This window comes from Brevibacillus sp. YAE8, assembly GCF_057543335.1.
Genome location: NZ_BAAIYG010000023.1, coordinates 1 through 16597 on the forward strand (window position 1 = coordinate 1; position 16597 = coordinate 16597).

Consider the following 16597-nt stretch of genomic DNA (forward strand, 5'->3'; position numbering starts at 1 on the left):
AGTATCAACGGAAGAATTGATCCATGCGTTATATCTCATTAACAATCGTCCAAGAAAGTGTTTGGGTTGGAAGACCGCCTACGAATCATTCATGGAGGCAGTGTCGCACTTGGCTTGACAATCCGTCATGAAAAAAACTAACAAGTTAGTTCCGTATTTGTTAAGTACTGGTTTATTGGTATCTTCTCTGGTAGTGCCAAACTATGCTTCTGCTAATACTACATCTCCAATCGCTTTTTAATGTTTCTGAAATTTCCTCTGCGCAAGTAGTTGATGATTCTCAATTTCTAACTGTTGCCGATATTGTAGAATCAGAGTACTTAACAAAATACACCAATAAATTCAAAACTTATGAAGAAGTTAGAAAAAGTGCTGGTTTTACCTTGGACGGAACTATTGATGCAAAAACAATCAATAATTCTACTGGCGAAGGACATAAAGGAATAAAAGTAAATAATGTAGATGAATATGCCGCTTTGTTATTCTATTTAAAGGATCAAGATGGTCAAACTCAAACGGTAAAATTAAATGGACCAGTTAAGCCTAAGCCTGGTGTTGTTACTCCGTTTGCAACAAAAACTTTTGAAAAAGTTGTCGCTAGCGCCCTGACCCAAACTGTTATGGGGTATGTTACCGTAACTTATGATAATGGAAAAATATCCAAAGCTGTAACATCTAGTGAACTAATTGGATTTCATCCTATGAATACTTGGAAACATAATTCTGATAGGTCCTATGTAGATTTAAATTCAAAGAAAACCGGTGGAACTGCTTATATTGAGGGAACATTAAGTTTGGTTGTTTTAATTGAGGGAGTAGGTACAATTTCTACTAAAACTCACAGTACGTATATTGATTTTTCTATCTAGGTTTTCGTTGTAAAAGACATCTGAATAATTTAGAGGTTCACGGGGCTGTCTAATAAGTCCCCAAAATAAAAAAGTTGGACGGGAAAACGCAATATTTCCCGTCCAACTTTTTTGTTTTTGCTGGAAAGTGGCGAGGCGGATACCCGCCACCTTCAGTAAGTTGTGGGCCAAAGCCACAATCCCAAACTCAGTGTGCACCTTCTCCAGTCCTCGCAAGGAGAACCGACGGAACGACCGCTTGTCCTTGATGTGACCGAACACGCTTTCGACCTCGACTTTACATCGAGCATAGATCGCGGATTTCTCGTCATCCTCAAGGGCTATTTTTGCCTTAACTTTTAGCTATTCCCAAATCGTGTTCCAGTGTATCTGACGGTTGCCTTTTGCTTTCGTACAAGCCGGTTTGAGTGGACAATCGCTGCACTCTTCGCATTCATAGATCTTGAAACTTTGCTCCAGACCCGATGCCGTTTTCCTGGTTTTGTATTTCATAAAGGAAACGTAGCGGCCATTCGGGCAAACGAACCGATCTTCCAACTCTTCATATGTCCAGTTGGATGCGTGACGGATGTCCTTCTTGTACCGACGGGTTTTTTCTTTCTTATAGCCACCATAGGGAATCAGGAAGTCGAAACGGGGCTCTTTTTCTTCTCCGATCGCATACAAGTAGTTCTCTTCGCAGCCATAGCCCGTATCGGCAAAGAAGACGCCGCTAGTCGCTCCAGATGAGGGAGGAAGCAGCGCGTATCGGTAGGGCATTGGTGCAGACTGTAGAACAAAATAAACTGGTTTTCCGTCGCCAGTTGTACATTGTAACCCAGTTTCAGTTGACCGTTTTTCATGTGGTCTTCTTTCATCCGCATAAACGGGGCGTCCAGCAGTCAGTTTACATTGACTTTCTGGACAGCCCCTCTTTAATCAATTTAATCGAAGTGATTCCGCATATTCGTAAGAGATAATTTGTTCGTCTCTGGTTTGTTTCCATGCTTCTTCTTCATGAGCGAAGTCACTGATCCTTCTGGATCCATATGTTTTAAAATAATCTTCCACGTAACGAAGTACATCCCAATCTGCATGATCAAAAATATTGGGATCAAAATCCTTCTTAGCCTGAATGAGTATCATCGTGTATCCTTCAGGATTTTCCTCTTCCCGGATAGAAATAAGATCCAGTCCTGCCATTGTTCCCAATACGAAATCATGCTTTTTAGGGACAGGACCATATGGCAAATGCCAATATGGGGTGCCACTTATTGGCTTTTGTGTTCTCTTATATCTGAGGAAGTCAGAGTACCATAATAACTTCATGAGTTTAGTTTTCAAAACATGTTCTCTGGAGAAAAACAAAATCATGTGGAACAGTTTTTGATAGTTAAATGTGATCCCCCCTGTCTCAATCGTATTATTATGCGGCTCATATGTTTTCTCCAATAATCGCTGACTTGAATCCTCGATATCATCATTATCAATGAATGACTCGAGCTTTTTTTCCACCGTTTTCAATTCATCCGGTTCGAAGTTGCTTTTGTTCTGTTCAAAAAACTGCATGATTGATTTCGGATTACTCTTCAGCAGCTTATAGATTCCAATCTGAGTTGTATCCGGAGAAGATGTGCCCAGTTCATATCGCTTAATTGTCGCAATACCCATATTCAAAAGCTTCGCAAACAAATATTGTGAAAGATCATATCCCTTTCTTATTTCCTTTAACATTTCCGGATTAACAGAGTGCTTAATTTGATAAAGGTCACTCACCTGTTTGAGGGTTTTATTATCCAGTTCTTCATCAGTAACAGCATTTCCACATTCTGTGCATTCAGCGTACTCTTCAATAATCTCAAACTGCTCATTCCGGTAAGTGTATGTGGAGTTCCTTTCTTTGACCACGGCTTCGCGTTCGCAACGGCACTCATCACAATACCTTATCCTTTTCAACATATGAATTTTCCTCCAATGAATAATTCGTAGAATATAGTTTAATGTTTATTTTATGATATAAAGTGAGTTTAAAATTTTAAGGTTGGGGATGGGGGAAGGAGCCCATCCACCACTCACATATTTTTCTCTGCAATATAATCGTTAAGTATTAAGTTCTATGGTTCGTCTTCATGAAATGAGAGGCAGACACAGCCACGTCCGTTCGTCTCAATCTTTAACTTGATGTAAGCAATGACTCCGTTTATTTCCATTTTGAACACCCAAACGACCAGGGGACTTCCAGGTCCATCTTGATGGTCATGCATTGGACCGGAGTGATAATGAGTATGATTTAGGTCATTTACGATGCACTCCCACGCTGCATCAATACTGGTTAAGTTCATATCGAGAAGTTGTTGCAAATAATTTTTACCTTGTCGATTTCGCCTTACGAAGTGTTTCTTTCCTTCAAGTATTAATTGCTTCATCTCCGCAAGGACAGTCTTACACGTTTCCTCCAAACTCACTTTTTCACCTCCCTACTATGATATCCTAGACAGTATCAATTGATACCTAACTAAAGATTACCACAACTTGTCCACGGTATCAATTGATACTTTTTATTTCCGAGTGTGAACCATCAGAATCCTGCGTAACTACTTTGAAAATTCGCTGTGAACGGATCAATAATTATCCTGGTATGAGCTCTCATAACGAAACCCTTCATCTACCAACTCATGGTACTTGTAAAACAAAGAACCAATCCCTGTGATCCTTCCGTCTGTCTGTATTCCTCCCGTAGCTGCAATTTTGCGTCCTTTTACCAAGTTTTACCTGTAAGCTGCTGGTACACCTTTAAAGCGCGAGACAGACTGCTTGAGTCCCCTTTAAAATCATCCCTGGCAATTACTTTCGCAGGGAGGGTATTCAAATCTAGTTTAGGAAATTCTTGATCTGACCTGGACATTTGCCTTCATTAATTTTTCTATGAACAATTGTTTGGTCATTTTCAGATCTTGCTTCCCATAAATATTCACTGTCACTGTCTCGTCTGGGATAGTTTGAGGATACCTTGTCCAATAAATGATCTTTGGTATAGAACTCTCACCGTTGATCGAGACAATTTGATCGCCATTTTGCAGGAAATTTTCAACTTTATTCAGAGCATTCACGCGAGCAATTTCCTCAAATTTTGGCTTCGGTATAGCCTGTTTGTTGCTTGCTTTAAGTCCCGTTCCAGCAAAAGGCAACAACCCCGGCTGCTCCTGCCAGACAGGCAGAACAACCGGGGTTGTTTTTCGCGTCTTTCAGTTTTACACCGTCACAGACTGCTGCTGTACTCCGTTGAACACTTTCGTATCCAACTCTTTCGTCGCCCGGCTCGTCAACAGCCCGGCCGTCATGCTGCCGCTCACGTTGAGCGCTGTCCGGCCCATGTCGATCAGCGGCTCCACGGAGATGAGCAGCCCGACAATTGCCACCGGCAGGTTCATCGTCGACAGGACGAGCAGCGCGGCAAAAGTCGCTCCGCCCCCTACTCCGGCAACGCCGAAGGAACTGAGCGCGACAACGACGATCAACGTCAGGATGAACGAAGGCGTCAGCGGATCGACTCCGGCCATTGGCGCTACCATGACGGCCAGCATCGCGGGATACGTGCCTGCGCAGCCATTTTGACCGATCGACAGGCCGAAGGAGCCGGCAAAGTTGGCGATCCCTTCAGGCACACCCAAGTCTTGCGTCTGCGTTTTCACATTCAGCGGCAATGCCCCTGCACTCGTGCGGGAGGTGAAGGCGAAGGTCAGGACAGGAAACGCCTTTCGCATGTACGTGATCGGGTTCAGTCCGGCAAAAGCCAGCATCAACAGATGCACGACAAACATGAGCACCAGCGCCACGTACGAAGCGATGACGAATTTGCCGAGCTGCCAGATCGCATTGTAGTCGCTCGTCGCAGCTACGCGCGTCATGATCGCCAGCACCCCGTATGGCGTCAGGCGCAAAATCAGCGTCACGACGCGCATGATGATGGCGTGCAGCGCGTCGACGATTTTCGCGAACAATTCCGCCTGCTCGGGGCTTTTCTTTTTCACGCCCAAATACGCAATCCCGATAATCGCCGAGAAAATGACAACCGCAATCGTAGAAGTAGCCCGATCCCCCGTCAAATCGAGGAACGGATTGGCCGGGAGCAGCTCCAAAATTTTTGCGGGCAAGGTCATGTTTTGAATATCGCCCAGCCGTTGCTCCACCTGTTCAATGCGCGCCGCCTCCGCTTCTCCCTGCTGGAACTGGCTTGCGTCCAGATTGAAGGCAAACGTCGAGGCGATCCCGATTGCGGCGGCAATCGCTGTCGTGCCGACCAGAAGCCCGATAATCAGCGAGCTGATTTTGCCGATGTTGTTGGCCAGCTTCATTTTGGTAAAAGCGGCAACAATCGAAATGAACACCAGCGGCATGACGATCATTTGCAGCAGCTTCACGTAGCCTTTGCCCACGATGTTGTACCACTCGATGGAATCTTTCAGGACGTCTGATTTTACTCCATAGGCGAATTGCAGGATGAGTCCGAAAACAATCCCGATTCCGAGACCGACAAATACTCGCTTGGAAAAAGAAATATGTTTCTTCTGCATGGCATACAAGCCGCCAATGAATAAGAGCATGATAATAATGTTGAGAATCGTAAGAAGTGTTGACATATTTTCCCCTCCCTTTCTCCTTCGAACTCGTAATGTCCATCTTGTCGGTCTAGATATAGTTATATTACCAACAATCCCTACTGGTCAAGTAAGACTTATGGATACACTGTCGAAACCTGCACTTTCTCCTTCGCTGATGTTTATGCGCTCCGCGCCGCTTTATGCGTGTGCGCGCTCCGCTTTTTTGCACGAAAAAAAGGAACCGCCACCAGGGCGATTCCTGTCTGCTGTCTGCTGTTTGCTTGTGCCAATGACAATTGTACTCGTGTGGCTACTTGGATTGTCTGCTGAGCAGTGTCCACAGCCAGGTGAGCACAGCCGCTCCGATTACCCCGGCAATGACGTTGAAGCCAGCCCACATCCACAGCCAATCGCCCAACACCAAGTCTCCAAGCCAGCTTCCCAGAAGCGCAGCGATGAGCGAAGCCCACCAGTTTGTTCCTGCCGCTTTTCCTGTCAAAATCATGTTCATTGCCCACCAGACAACGACGCCGACGACAGCCCATACGAACCAGAACATCCGCACACACTTCCTTTCTCATGATGGTAACGCTTGCATAAGGGCTCGAAAGATGAATGGATATCTACTATAATCCTATGAAGAAAAAAGCAAAATGTGCCTGACCACTTTCCTTTTCCCAAAACAAAAATACAGCCGGCCGCCCGCTTGAGCTGGTGGGGCGACCGACTGCCTTTTTACAGAAATCCCATGTATTTAATTGGTGTACAGCTCTGCCCGGCGATTGGCGACGCTCGGCAGCTTGCCGCGCACGCGCTGAATCCGTTCCAGATCCAATTCTGTTATCAGCAAAGTTTCTTCTTCTCCGGCGCTGGCGATCACGACGCCCATCGGATCGACGATCATGCTGCGTCCCGCGAAAATGTTGCCAACCTGGTCAGCCGCGCACACGAACATCGTGTTTTCAATCGCCCGCGCCCGAACCAGCGTCTCCCAATGGTCCTCCTTCATCGCGCCCGCTACCCAGCCTGCGGGTACGAACAAAATATCCGCTCCTTGCAGGGCAAACTGCCGCGCGATCTCGGGAAAGCGCACCTCGTAGCAGACCATCAGCCCAATTTTGCCAAACTCTGTCTCCACCACGCGATACGGATTGTCGCCAGGCGCAATAAAGTCTGATTCGATATAGGAAAAAGCGTCGTACAAATGCGTCTTGCGGTAGGCGTGAATCAGCGCGCCCTCGCGATTGAGAAAGACCGTCGTATTGTAGGCGCGGTTCTCGTCGCCGTCAATCGCTTCGAACACGCCGCACACCACGTAGAGGCCGTGCTGACGCGCCGCCTCCGCCAGTCCCGTCACAAACGGGCCGTCCAGCTTTTCCGCCACCTCGGCTGGCGTCACTCCCGACTTCGGCGTGGCTGGCGCGCTGTACATCTCCGGCAAAATGACAAAGTCTGCCCCGGCTTTTTTGGCTTTGGCGATATAGTCTTGCGCTTTTTGCAGATTCAGCGCTTTGTCCATGCTCGCTGTAAGCTGTGCAATCGCTACTTTCATCTTCTATCCCCCGTCCTTCCCCTACGTGCAAAATCTGTTTGCTCTTATATGCTAGTATAACGGATATTCGCCCAGTTCCAAGCAATAATGCTTTACCCGCCGTGCTCGTTGTATATAATGGACTAGTCATCTTTTGCACACCCCAGTTATCGGGAGAGGTGAGTTTTATGTCTATCCGCATCAAGCTGCTGCTCTCCTACACGGGGATGCTCGTCATCAGTCTGCTCATGTTTGTTCTCGCCGCCAGCCTGTTTACGATTGCAGCCACAGGCGACATCCACAGCTTTCGCGATTTTTATAAAGTGCACTACTAGCTCAACCCGCTCACGAGCAGGAAGAGGCGATTTTTCTCGAACTGAAATACCTCGCCAAAAACGAGCCGGACGAGCTGCTCGACAAGTCGTTGCTGCAAGACTACGATTTCAAGCTGCGAACCGTCCGCGCCGGCCTGTACGTCCGCAGGGAGAGCAACCAGGTTTTCGAATCGCTCACCTTCAACCAGCCGGAGCTGGAAAAAAGCCTTCCGCCCTACGACCTGAACAACAGCCAGATTCGCAACACGTTCAACATCGGGGAGCGCTTTTACGCCTACGCCAAATTTGACTTCCTCTACTCGGACGGGGCAAAAGGCAGCGTGTTTGTCACTCGCGAGCGCAGCCCGTTTGGCGAGGTGACCCGCAGGCTGCTTCCCATCCTCGTCTGCCTGCTGCTCGGCGTGATCGTCGTCGCCAACGTGCTGTTGTACCGCTGGATTACCAGAAGCGTCGTCAAGCCGCTCGACATGCTGCGCCATTCGTCGGAGAACATCAAGGAAGGCAACCTCGATTTCGCGCTTGCCTTAAACAGCAAAGATGAGATCGGCCAGCTAAACGAAGCGTTTGAGAGCATGAGGCGCCGCCTGCAGGACGAGGAAAGCCGCAAAGAGCTGATTTCCAACATCTCGCACGACCTGGCACGCCGATCACCAATATCAAAGGCTACATCGAAGGCATCCGCGACGGAGTAGCCGACACGCCGGAAAAAATGGACAAGTACGTCAACATCATTTACTCCAAGGCGGTCGATCTCGACAAGCTCGTCGACGAGCTGTTTCTCTACTCCAAGCTCGATCTGAAGCAAGTGCCGTTTACGTTTGAGCCTGTCGACATCGCGAGCTTTCTCGACGACTGCATTGACGAGCTGCACTACGACCTGGAAGAAAACGGCATTCGCCTGCAATGGGCAGAGCGCCCGGCCTCCAGCGTACAGGTGCTCGTCGATCTGGAAAAAACCAAGCGAACCGTGCTCAATATGATCGAAAACGCCCAGAAGTTCATGGACAAGCCGGAAAAGCAGATTCTCGTCTCGGTTCAGGCTGACCCGCAGTGGGCGACCATCGAGATCAGGGACAACGGGATCGGCATTCCCGAAGAAGCAATCCCCCATCTGTTCGAGCGCTTTTACCGGGCGGAGCAATCGCGCAATTCCTCGACGGGCGGCAGCGGTCTGGGACTTTCCATCGCCCGCCAAATCATCGAGGGACACGGCGGCGACATCTGGGTGAAAAGCAAAGAGGGCGTCGGCACGAGCCTGTTTTTTACTTTGAGACGATCGAACTACCTGGGAGGGGCCAAGCCACATGACGACGCGCATCCTCATCATTGAAGACGAGACGACGATCGCGCAGCTCGAACGCGATTATTTTGAACTTAACGGCTTTCAGGTCGATCTGTGCCACAACGGAAACGAAGGCTTGCAGCTCGCCCTGCGCGACGGGTCGGCGGCTGGGCTGGCGAATCCCGGGCCGAGCTGACAGTCGAATAAACCACTTTTCATGCGAACAACCAAACGAGCAGAAAGGGGCCGGTTCGCCATGCTGCAAGCAAGTCTTTTGACCGTCGCCCTCCTGCTGGCAGGGTGTGCGGCGAACGTGGATACGCTGCTTGCGAGCAGCGAGCAGCAAGCGACACAGGCGGAAAACGACGAAATGGACAAGCGAAATCAGGCGTTGCTTGCAGCAGTCAAGCAGGGAGACACAGAAACGATGCAAAAGCTGCTCGCGGACGGAGCCGACATCAACGCGACGGATGAACGCGGACGGACGTCTGCAATGATCGCGGTGCACACGAACCAGCTTGCGATGTTCAACCTGCTCGTGGAACATGGCGCGAACATCAACATCCGAGACGACCGCTCCGACAATCCGCTGCTGTACGCAGGCGCAGAAGGCAAGCTGGACTTTGTGCGGGCCGCTATAGCGGCAGGTGCCGATACGACCATCACCAACCGTTTTGGCGGCACTGCCCTCATCCCCGCCGCTGACCGCGGGCATGTGGAGATCGTCCGGGAGCTGCTCACTACTTCGGACGTCAACATCGACCACGTCAACAACCTCGGCTGGACCGCCTTGCTGGAAGCAGTCATTTTGGGAGACGGGGGCAAAAAGCACCAGGAAATCGTCCGGCTGCTGATCGAGCACGGAGCCGATGTCAATTTGGCCGATCACGATGGAGTCACTCCCCTCCAGCACGCCAAACAGCGTGGCTACAAGGAAATGATCGAAATGCTCACAAAGGCGGGCGGAAAGTAAGCCATTTGGCATCTGGCAGCCACAAGCAAACAGGACAGGAACGTCAGTCAGAACTGGCTCTCCTGTCCTTTTTTTGTCCTGTTTTGTAGTCCAAAAGACTCGGTCGCGCCAAAACTTTTTCCAGCGTTGCGCGTATCACTAATAGAATGAAGCTTCGCCTGCATATGATTGAATTTTTCGAATAGGAGTCGGCGTTCCATGAATACTTTTGCATCCGTATCCATGCTGGAAACAGACAAGCCCATCCGCAAGGCGTCACCAGACCTCGATCCCCATATCGAAATGTACAAGCTCTATCTCACCTCCGAAGAGGCAGTCGAAATACATATCAGCAATTTGACGCATCCGTCCTCTGCCATCGAAGTGTATGACGTGCACGGAACGAAGCTGAGCGAAGCCCGCTTTGCTCCCGGCGGCAGCATCATCCTGCCCTTTTTCCCCGACGAAGACGGCTTCTACTACATCAAGCTGACGATTGGCCCAGACCCCGACCCGCAGCACGCCTGTCAGTTGCACGTCGACAAATACGTTCGGCTGAGCGGCACGATCGAGAGCGATCGCGTGTTTACGGCAAAAGGCGGCCCTTACCTGATCGGCCCTGAAGACGTGACCATTCCCGCAGGCGTCCGCGTCAGTTTTGAAGCCGGCACCTCGATCAATGTCCGCTGCCAGCACAAGCTCATCGTCGAGGACAGCTGCTCCATCGCCTTCAACGGAGAAGCGGACAACCCCGTCGTCATCATCGGGGCGATCGACAACGGCAGCTCGCACCGCTGGAGCCAGCTCGTCCTCTCTCCCTCGGCCCAAACGAGCTTCACGCACATTCTCGTCCAGTACGACAATGACGAGGACGGCGTCGACTTTCTGGCCTCCTCGTCTCCTTTTGCCGATGGCGCTACGTCGCTGGAACAGTTCCAGGCCGATATCGCCAAAACGAGCTATTTGGAAAGAGCCGTCGTCGTGCCGCCCTCTTCCCGGCTCGCTTTCATCAAAACCTGGTTTCAGCAATCCAGCCCTTACCGTTTCAGCCTGTTTGGCGATCTGCTGCCGTTTGAGCTGTACTTCGGGATTGACGTCGCGACATTTGCCCACTGGGAAGCGGAAACGAAGCGGATAGACGAGCAGCGCTCCCAGGCCGGAGACGTGAATTACTGGGACTTCGTCAACGGCAACTTCACCGCCGACCTGCTGGAAGCGACACACTTGTTTGCCAACAACCAGCAAAGCCCGGAGCTGCGCATCCAGCGCCTGATCGACTTTTTGCTGCTCGCCCAAAGCTGGCGCAAAAAGCACGGCTATTTCAAATGGTACGACTTGATCGACCCGTTCAACGAGCACGACGACGAATTTTTCAAAACCTTTGAGGAGATGTCCTCCGCCTTCTGGCTGGCGCACAACACCTCGATCATTTACTGGGATACGATCGCCCGCGATTTGGGCATCTGGCAAAAGGAAAGCTTCTTCGAGCGGCAGTTCATCAACTCGGTCATCGTGCGCCTGCATTTCGCCGCTGACCTACCGTTTTCGCTCACCGGGTACGGGAACAACATCCCGCCCGTCGGCTTTTTGGGCATTTCCATCCACTACGGCCCGCTGCGCTACCCGGAACAGTACCCTGCCCCCGGACCGGAATTTGACGTGAACTACGGCCCGCTCTCCATCGCAGAATATTTGAAGTTCATCCTGGAGTCGCTAGTCAAAGGTCAGACCAATCCCGTCTACACCTGGTGGATTCCTACCCAGGCGGACAAAGACTTGTTCCAAATTCTCGACGAAAAAGGCATCTCGCTCGAATCGCCTCCGGAAGACTGGGACCGCGAATTTGTCCAGCCTGCCCAAAAGACATTGGAGGAAATTCGGGCGCACTACCTTGGGCATCTGACACTGGAGCACAGTCGAAGCGCGAAGGGATATTTGCAAACCGAAAGCGCCCTGAGCACGACCTGACCGAGCTGGATTGAGCCGGAACGGGACGCAAAAAAAGATGAGCCGTCGCGCAAAAAGAGCAGCTCCTTTTGCAACGACGACGCTCATCTTTTTTATTCACACGCCTCTCAAAAACAAGCGAACTGCGCGGCTGATGAACACGGGCAGCACCGAGATGTGATTTTCCCGCGCGAACTGTTTGAACTGAACGTCCAGCCCGCAGTCGGCAAAAGCCCCCAGCCGCTCGGCCACGCCGCGCGCATGCTCGTTAATCCGCGTCGGGTGCGTCAGTTCCTCTTCGCCTACTCCGATCAGCACGTGTTTGCGCTTGCCACCTGGCTGCAACTGCGTGACAAAAGCTTGTTCCTCCGCGAAAATCAGCCGCTTGTACCAGTCAATGGACGGGCTTCCGGCCAAATAGGTGGAAAAAGCGTCCGGCCGCGTGTACAGCTCATGCAGAACGAACAGCCCTCCGAGCGAATGGCCGAGAATCGCCTGGCGCTCGCGATTGACCGTCGCCATGCTCTCCACCATCGGCCGTACTTCTTCCAACACAAAGCGCAGGAAATCATCTGCTCCGCCTTGGCGCGGCCATTCTCCCCCGCGCGAAAAAGGAGGCAGTTCCTCTACTGGCATCGGCAAGGAGTAATCGGTAAAGCGCGCAGTGGCAAAAGGAACCTCTTCGTCGTAGCCGAGCCCGACCACGACCGCCGGACTGCCCTGGCCGTCCCTGCTCCTGCCTTGCAAGCGCACCGCCTCTACCACCGTGCCGATGACCGAGTTGGCATCGAGCGGACCGGGAAGCCTCCCTCCGGCGCCTCGCCCGGCGGCACTGCCAAACAGATGCGGTACGTTTGCCCGCTGCCTCCTGCCTGCATCACGACTGCTTCGTCCACGGAATCCCTGCCGCTTCCCAAGCCGCGCCACTCATTTGTTCAACGCCTGCTCCAGCGTATCGAGCAGAAGCTCCTTGCCAAGCGGCATGTAAGCCTGGTTGTAGTAAGGGTTTGCAGGCAAGTAGTAAATGTGATCGTTTTTGTAGGCTTTCAGCCCTTGCCATACAGCCGAATCTTTATACGACTGCTCGCCGCCCTCCGGATGCAGCAGCACGATGCGATCCGGGTTGATCGTCGTGATGCCTTCCAGCGTCAGCAGCACCATCGTTTTTTCTTTCGTGTCCGGCGATGTCGCTGGCTTCGGCAGCCCCAGATCGTCATACAGAACCGAGCCTGCGCCTTCGCTGCCCAACAGATACGGGCCTTTTTTGTGCGCCAGGAAAATCGAGAACGTTTCGTCCTTGAACTTGGTCTTGATTTGCTCGCCGATTTTTTTCGCCTTGGCATCGTAGTCAGCCAGCCATTTTTGCACGTCTTGCTCTTGTCCGAGAATCGCTCCTACTTCGGTGAACCGCTCGCGCCAGTTTTCGAGGCTGTTTTTCAGCACGACGACAGGAGCGATTTTTTTGAGCTGCTCATAAATTTTTTCCTGCCGGGCGTTCATGATAATCAGATCAGGCTCCGCCGACATCACGGCCTCGATGTTGATCGTAACCATCATGTAGAAGCCGACGATTTTGGAATCCTTCAGCTTGTCGCGCACGTACGGCGGCGGGTTTTCGTGGTCGTACGAGTCCGTGTTGGCAGTGGCAACCGGCGTATGGCCCAAAATCAGCAGTTCCTCGGAAGTGCCGGAAATGTCCGCAATCCGCTTCGAATGCGCCGGAATCTCCACCTCGCCTTTTGCATCCTGTACTTTTCTGGTCTGGCTCGCCTCGGCTTGCGCCTGTGCCGGCTCTTCCTTCGGCGCTGCTGCCTGGCCGCATCCGACTGCGGTTGTGGCAAGCAAAATGAGCATAAACGTATGCATAAGTGCCCGTTTCATTCGTATCCTCCCTGTGGTTCGTGGTTGATAATGATTATCACTAGGAGTGATTATAAATGGTATGCTCCCGGCCCGACCATAGACAATCCTGCCATCTAATTTGGATGATGCTGCGCAAACAATCGCAAGCTTTCCTCGATGATCCTCTCGTGGCCGACCGCCGAATATTCCAGCCACGGATCAGGCGCCACTTCGTACACCTGCCTGTTTTGCACGGCGCTTTGCGCCAGCCACTGTTCATCGGCCTGCAGCGCGGCCCAGTAGTCGCGCGACGCCTGATCCCGCTTGACGATCACGATCAGGCGGTCAGCCTCGTAGCTCGCCAATTCCGCAAGCGTAATTTTTTCATAGGCAAAAAGCGACTCCACCTGGGAGACCGGACGCAGTTGCAGGTCGCTGTACAGCACAGACCCGGTGCGTTGGCTGCCGCACGCATACAGCGTCGCCTGATTGATGTTGCAGGTGCACGCGCCAGTCTTTTTCCTTCCAGGGGACGAACAGCGCATTCGCCATGTCGCCCAGCTCCTGCTTGACCGCATGATCGAGGTAGTCGCTCGTGATGATGAGATCGGCCCGAAGCGGCGCAGCGCTTCCCGGTTCGCCATCCAGTTCGTTGCGTCAAACGGATCGCGCAAATGAACGGGAATATCGCCAGCGTATTTTTGCCGATAGTACGCCGACCATTTCGGATCGAGCGGGGCCGCGCTGGAGATCGTTTGCAGCGCCAAAAGCTGTCCGGTGATCGCCGTGTGATACGTCGCAACCCTGTGGCGCCTGCTTTTCATGTGGACAGTCGGGGCCACGCCTTGCTGCTGCTTGAATTTGCGGCTGAAGTAATACTCGTCGCTGAAGCCGACCTGTCTGGCGATCTCGCGTATCCGCTCGTTTCCCTGGCCCATCAGTTGCTTGGCCTTGTTGATGCGCAGTTGCGTCACGTAATCCATGGCGCGTAAGACGGGCTTAATCCGGCCATGGCCGCCAGCTTTTCAATCGTCCAACTTTCCTGGTAGTGGCCGTCCAAATAAAGCCGGGTCTGCTCCAATGTTTCCAGGGAATCCTCTGATGCTGCGCACTGCGAATCAGGCAGCAGCTCGTACATCAGCTCCTGAAGCTGCGTCTGTGCGCGGAAGCGGCTGCGCGCGTCCGTCTGCTCCCACGCTTCCCCAATCGAACCGCAGCGCATGCGAAGCGTCGGCTGCGACAAGCATGTCACGCGTCCGGCAAACGGCAACGTCGTCCGGTGCAGCGTGATCGCCTCGCCGTCTTCGCTCTCCGCTTCCCGGTACACGTCAAAAGCGAGCGCATGGCAGGTGAGCTTGCGAGAAGATTCTATATAGAAAGAACACGACTGACCTGGGAGAAGCAGCCACGCCTCCCCTTCCTTGACGGGATAGCAGCTCGCGTCGATCTCGATGGAGCCGCTGCCGTCCAGCGCAACGATCAGCCGATGCTTGTCTATGCAGCCTTGACCCGCGTGCGGGACATCCTGCTTGACCATGATCTGTTCACTGTGCCGCAGCTTCATCCACAAGCCTTGCCATGACACTGTCCCTCTTTTCTCGCTGCCTTGTTTGCTTTGCATAGCTGGTTGCCACCGTCCTTTTGCGCTTATGCCCCCATTATGATTGATAATGATTTTCAGCGTCAAATGGTAAGATCGCAAAGAGCGCCCGCAAATGCAAAAAGGCTGCTCTCCCTCGAACCGCTGCCTCGTCGCTTGGGCGCGGACTTGCTGCAAGGGAAGCAGCCTTGCTTAGTGGCGAATAATATTTTTCCCGTAGTAAATCTCGTCCATCTCTGTTTGCAGCCGCTCGGTAATTTCCGCTTGCTCTGCAGGCGTCAGCTTGTCTTTTGTGTAGCCGAACAAGTAATTGTTCAGGTCGAACCGCCTGCGCTTGCATTTCGTGTGAAAAATGTTGTCCTGGTACACGTTCACATCAATCATGTGGAACAAATCTTTAATTTCTTCGGGAATATAATTTTGAATCGAGCTGATGTCGTGGTCGATAAACAGCTTGTAGCCGTGGATATCGCGGGTAAAGCCGCGCACCCGGTAATCAATGGTCATCAGATCCGTATCGAAGGAGCGGATCAAATAGTTGAGCGCCTTGAGCGGCGAGATTTCGCCACAGGTCGAGACGTCAATGTCTGCGCGAAACGTGCTGATTTCCTCATCGGGATGGTATTCCGGGTACGTATGGACCGTAATGTGACTTTTGTCCAACTGCAGCACGACATTTTCCGGCAGCGGCCCGGGGGATTCTTCATACGACTCCGTCGGCACTTCCACGACCGGACCTTCGGAAACGAGAAACGTCACGCTCGCCCCTTGCGGCACATAGTCCTGCTGCGCCACGTTCAATACGTGCGCCCCGATAATCTCCGAAACGTTTTTCAGGATGCTGGTCAGCCGTGCAGCGTTGTACTGTTCATCTATGTATTCGATGTACGCTTCCCGCTCCGCTTTTGTCTTCGTGTAGCAGATGTCGTACATATTGAAGCTGAGCGATTTCGTCAGGTTGTTGAAGCCGTGCAAAGTAATATGCTGGTCTTTCGTCGGTTCCACTTCTTTTGTCCTCCCCTGTTATGAGCGAGTCTTTGCCATCATTTCCTTTTTTTAGGGTACCCATTCCTTTCGATAAAAATCATGCGGACGTTTGCAGGAAAGCGGCTGGCAGTTGAGAATCATTACCATTTTCCTATCTCTCGCTGCTTCAATAGCACCAAATCCAAAAAATAAGATTATTTCCTTTCTATCATATGGAAAATGATACCAAAGTAATATTGCATGCTAAATTTTAGAAAGAAATGGAGAATTAGGTCATGGATTGGTACCTGAAAGTTTTAAAAAATTACGTCAACTTCACCGGACGCGCCAGACGCAAAGAGTATTGGATGTTTGCTTTGTTCAGTGCCATTATTTCTATCGTACTCATGCTCATCGAATACTTGATTGGTCTGCCGCAATCTTTGTCTTCGCTCTACTCGCTGGCTGTCCTGCTGCCGGGTCTGGGCGTAGGCGTCCGTCGTCTGCACGACACTGGAAGAAGCGGCTGGTGGCTGCTGCTCGCGCTGGTTCCGTTTATCGGCGCCATTGTCCTGATCGTGTTCTTCTGCCTGGACAGCACACCGGACAACGACTACGGTCCAAATCCAAAAACCGAAGAAAGCGTGTTGGCGTAACATGCGAAAGCCTCTCCCCATTTTTTGCGGGAGAGGC

Annotated in this window: 15 protein-coding genes and 4 pseudogenes; 7 read left to right on the top strand and 12 right to left on the bottom strand. The window is 51.7% G+C overall.

Features of this window, described 5'->3' with window-relative positions; all coding sequences use genetic code 11:
- Both AC27IT_RS20870 and AC27IT_RS20875 read left to right on the top strand, forming a co-directional pair.
- A pseudogene (locus tag AC27IT_RS20870) lies at positions 1–118 on the top strand (IS30 family transposase); the annotation flags it as partial.
- Between the two features lie 85 nt (positions 119–203).
- Positions 204–869 (top strand): hypothetical protein, encoded by a 666-nt coding sequence (locus AC27IT_RS20875; protein ID WP_327944668.1) that lies wholly within the window; start codon positions 204–206, stop codon positions 867–869.
- Here AC27IT_RS20875 and AC27IT_RS20880 read toward each other — a convergent pair.
- The 7 genes and pseudogenes from AC27IT_RS20880 to AC27IT_RS20910 all read right to left on the bottom strand — a co-directional run bounded on the left by AC27IT_RS20880 (position 804) and on the right by AC27IT_RS20910 (position 7001).
- Positions 804–1628, bottom strand: a pseudogene (locus AC27IT_RS20880) (transposase). The gene AC27IT_RS20875 and the pseudogene AC27IT_RS20880 overlap by 66 nt on opposite strands.
- A 159-nt stretch (positions 1629–1787) precedes the next feature.
- Complete coding sequence (locus tag AC27IT_RS20885; protein WP_283858699.1) at positions 1788–2807, bottom strand: type II TA system antitoxin MqsA family protein; 1020 nt, start codon at positions 2805–2807, stop codon at positions 1788–1790.
- A 155-nt stretch (positions 2808–2962) separates the two neighbouring features.
- Positions 2963–3313, bottom strand: a complete 351-nt coding sequence (locus tag AC27IT_RS20890; RefSeq protein WP_005830775.1) for a hypothetical protein — start codon at positions 3311–3313, stop codon at positions 2963–2965.
- A gap of 411 nt (positions 3314–3724) precedes the next feature.
- Positions 3725–4039 carry a hypothetical protein gene (locus AC27IT_RS20895; RefSeq protein WP_005830777.1) on the bottom strand — a complete coding sequence of 105 codons (315 nt, stop codon included), beginning with the start codon at positions 4037–4039 and terminating at the stop codon, positions 3725–3727.
- Positions 4040–4099: 60 nt separating this feature from the next.
- On the bottom strand, positions 4100–5488 hold the full coding sequence (locus tag AC27IT_RS20900) for an L-cystine transporter (RefSeq protein ID WP_283858698.1): 1389 nt from the start codon (positions 5486–5488) through the stop codon (positions 4100–4102).
- A 271-nt stretch (positions 5489–5759) separates the two neighbouring features.
- Positions 5760–6008, bottom strand: a complete 249-nt coding sequence (locus AC27IT_RS20905; RefSeq protein WP_025845124.1) for a hypothetical protein — start codon at positions 6006–6008, stop codon at positions 5760–5762.
- Positions 6009–6203: 195 nt separating this feature from the next.
- The gene (locus AC27IT_RS20910) at positions 6204–7001 is read right to left on the bottom strand and encodes a carbon-nitrogen hydrolase family protein (RefSeq protein ID WP_005830783.1); all 798 of its coding nucleotides are present in this window, start codon (positions 6999–7001) and stop codon (positions 6204–6206) included.
- Between the two features lie 167 nt (positions 7002–7168).
- Here AC27IT_RS20910 and AC27IT_RS20915 point away from each other — a divergent pair.
- From AC27IT_RS20915 to AC27IT_RS20930, 4 genes and pseudogenes are all read left to right on the top strand, one after another.
- Positions 7169–8645: pseudogene (locus tag AC27IT_RS20915) on the top strand (sensor histidine kinase).
- Positions 8620–8754: pseudogene (locus AC27IT_RS20920) on the top strand (DNA-binding response regulator); the annotation flags it as partial. The pseudogenes AC27IT_RS20915 and AC27IT_RS20920, both read left to right, overlap by 26 nt.
- A 99-nt stretch (positions 8755–8853) precedes the next feature.
- Positions 8854–9570 carry an ankyrin repeat domain-containing protein gene (locus tag AC27IT_RS20925; protein ID WP_005830787.1) on the top strand — a complete coding sequence of 239 codons (717 nt, stop codon included), beginning with the start codon at positions 8854–8856 and terminating at the stop codon, positions 9568–9570.
- A gap of 198 nt (positions 9571–9768) precedes the next feature.
- Positions 9769–11517: a hypothetical protein gene (locus AC27IT_RS20930; protein ID WP_487092074.1), complete on the top strand. Its 1749-nt coding sequence runs from the start codon at positions 9769–9771 to the stop codon at positions 11515–11517.
- A 96-nt stretch (positions 11518–11613) separates the two neighbouring features.
- Here the strand turns inward: AC27IT_RS20930 and AC27IT_RS20935 are convergent, their stop codons facing one another.
- The 5 genes from AC27IT_RS20935 to speD form a co-directional block, all read right to left on the bottom strand.
- Complete coding sequence (locus AC27IT_RS20935) at positions 11614–12423, bottom strand: alpha/beta hydrolase (protein WP_487092075.1); 810 nt, start codon at positions 12421–12423, stop codon at positions 11614–11616.
- Entirely contained in the window at positions 12424–13377 is a 954-nt protein-coding gene (locus AC27IT_RS20940; RefSeq protein WP_487092076.1) for an ABC transporter substrate-binding protein, read from the bottom strand. It lies immediately after the preceding gene.
- 95 nt (positions 13378–13472) lie between these two features.
- On the bottom strand, positions 13473–14321 hold the full coding sequence (locus tag AC27IT_RS20945) for a helix-turn-helix domain-containing protein (protein ID WP_487092077.1): 849 nt from the start codon (positions 14319–14321) through the stop codon (positions 13473–13475).
- Positions 14309–14959: an AraC family transcriptional regulator gene (locus tag AC27IT_RS20950; RefSeq protein WP_007780049.1), complete on the bottom strand. Its 651-nt coding sequence runs from the start codon at positions 14957–14959 to the stop codon at positions 14309–14311. The genes AC27IT_RS20945 and AC27IT_RS20950 overlap by 13 nt, the downstream gene beginning before the upstream one ends.
- 171 nt (positions 14960–15130) lie before the next feature.
- Positions 15131–15943 carry an adenosylmethionine decarboxylase gene (speD, locus tag AC27IT_RS20955; protein ID WP_005830799.1) on the bottom strand — a complete coding sequence of 271 codons (813 nt, stop codon included), beginning with the start codon at positions 15941–15943 and terminating at the stop codon, positions 15131–15133.
- A gap of 257 nt (positions 15944–16200) precedes the next feature.
- Here speD and AC27IT_RS20960 point away from each other — a divergent pair, with 257 nt between their 5' ends.
- Positions 16201–16560, top strand: a complete 360-nt coding sequence (locus AC27IT_RS20960; RefSeq protein WP_005830801.1) for a DUF805 domain-containing protein — start codon at positions 16201–16203, stop codon at positions 16558–16560.
- The last annotated feature ends 37 nt before the right edge of the window (positions 16561–16597 follow it).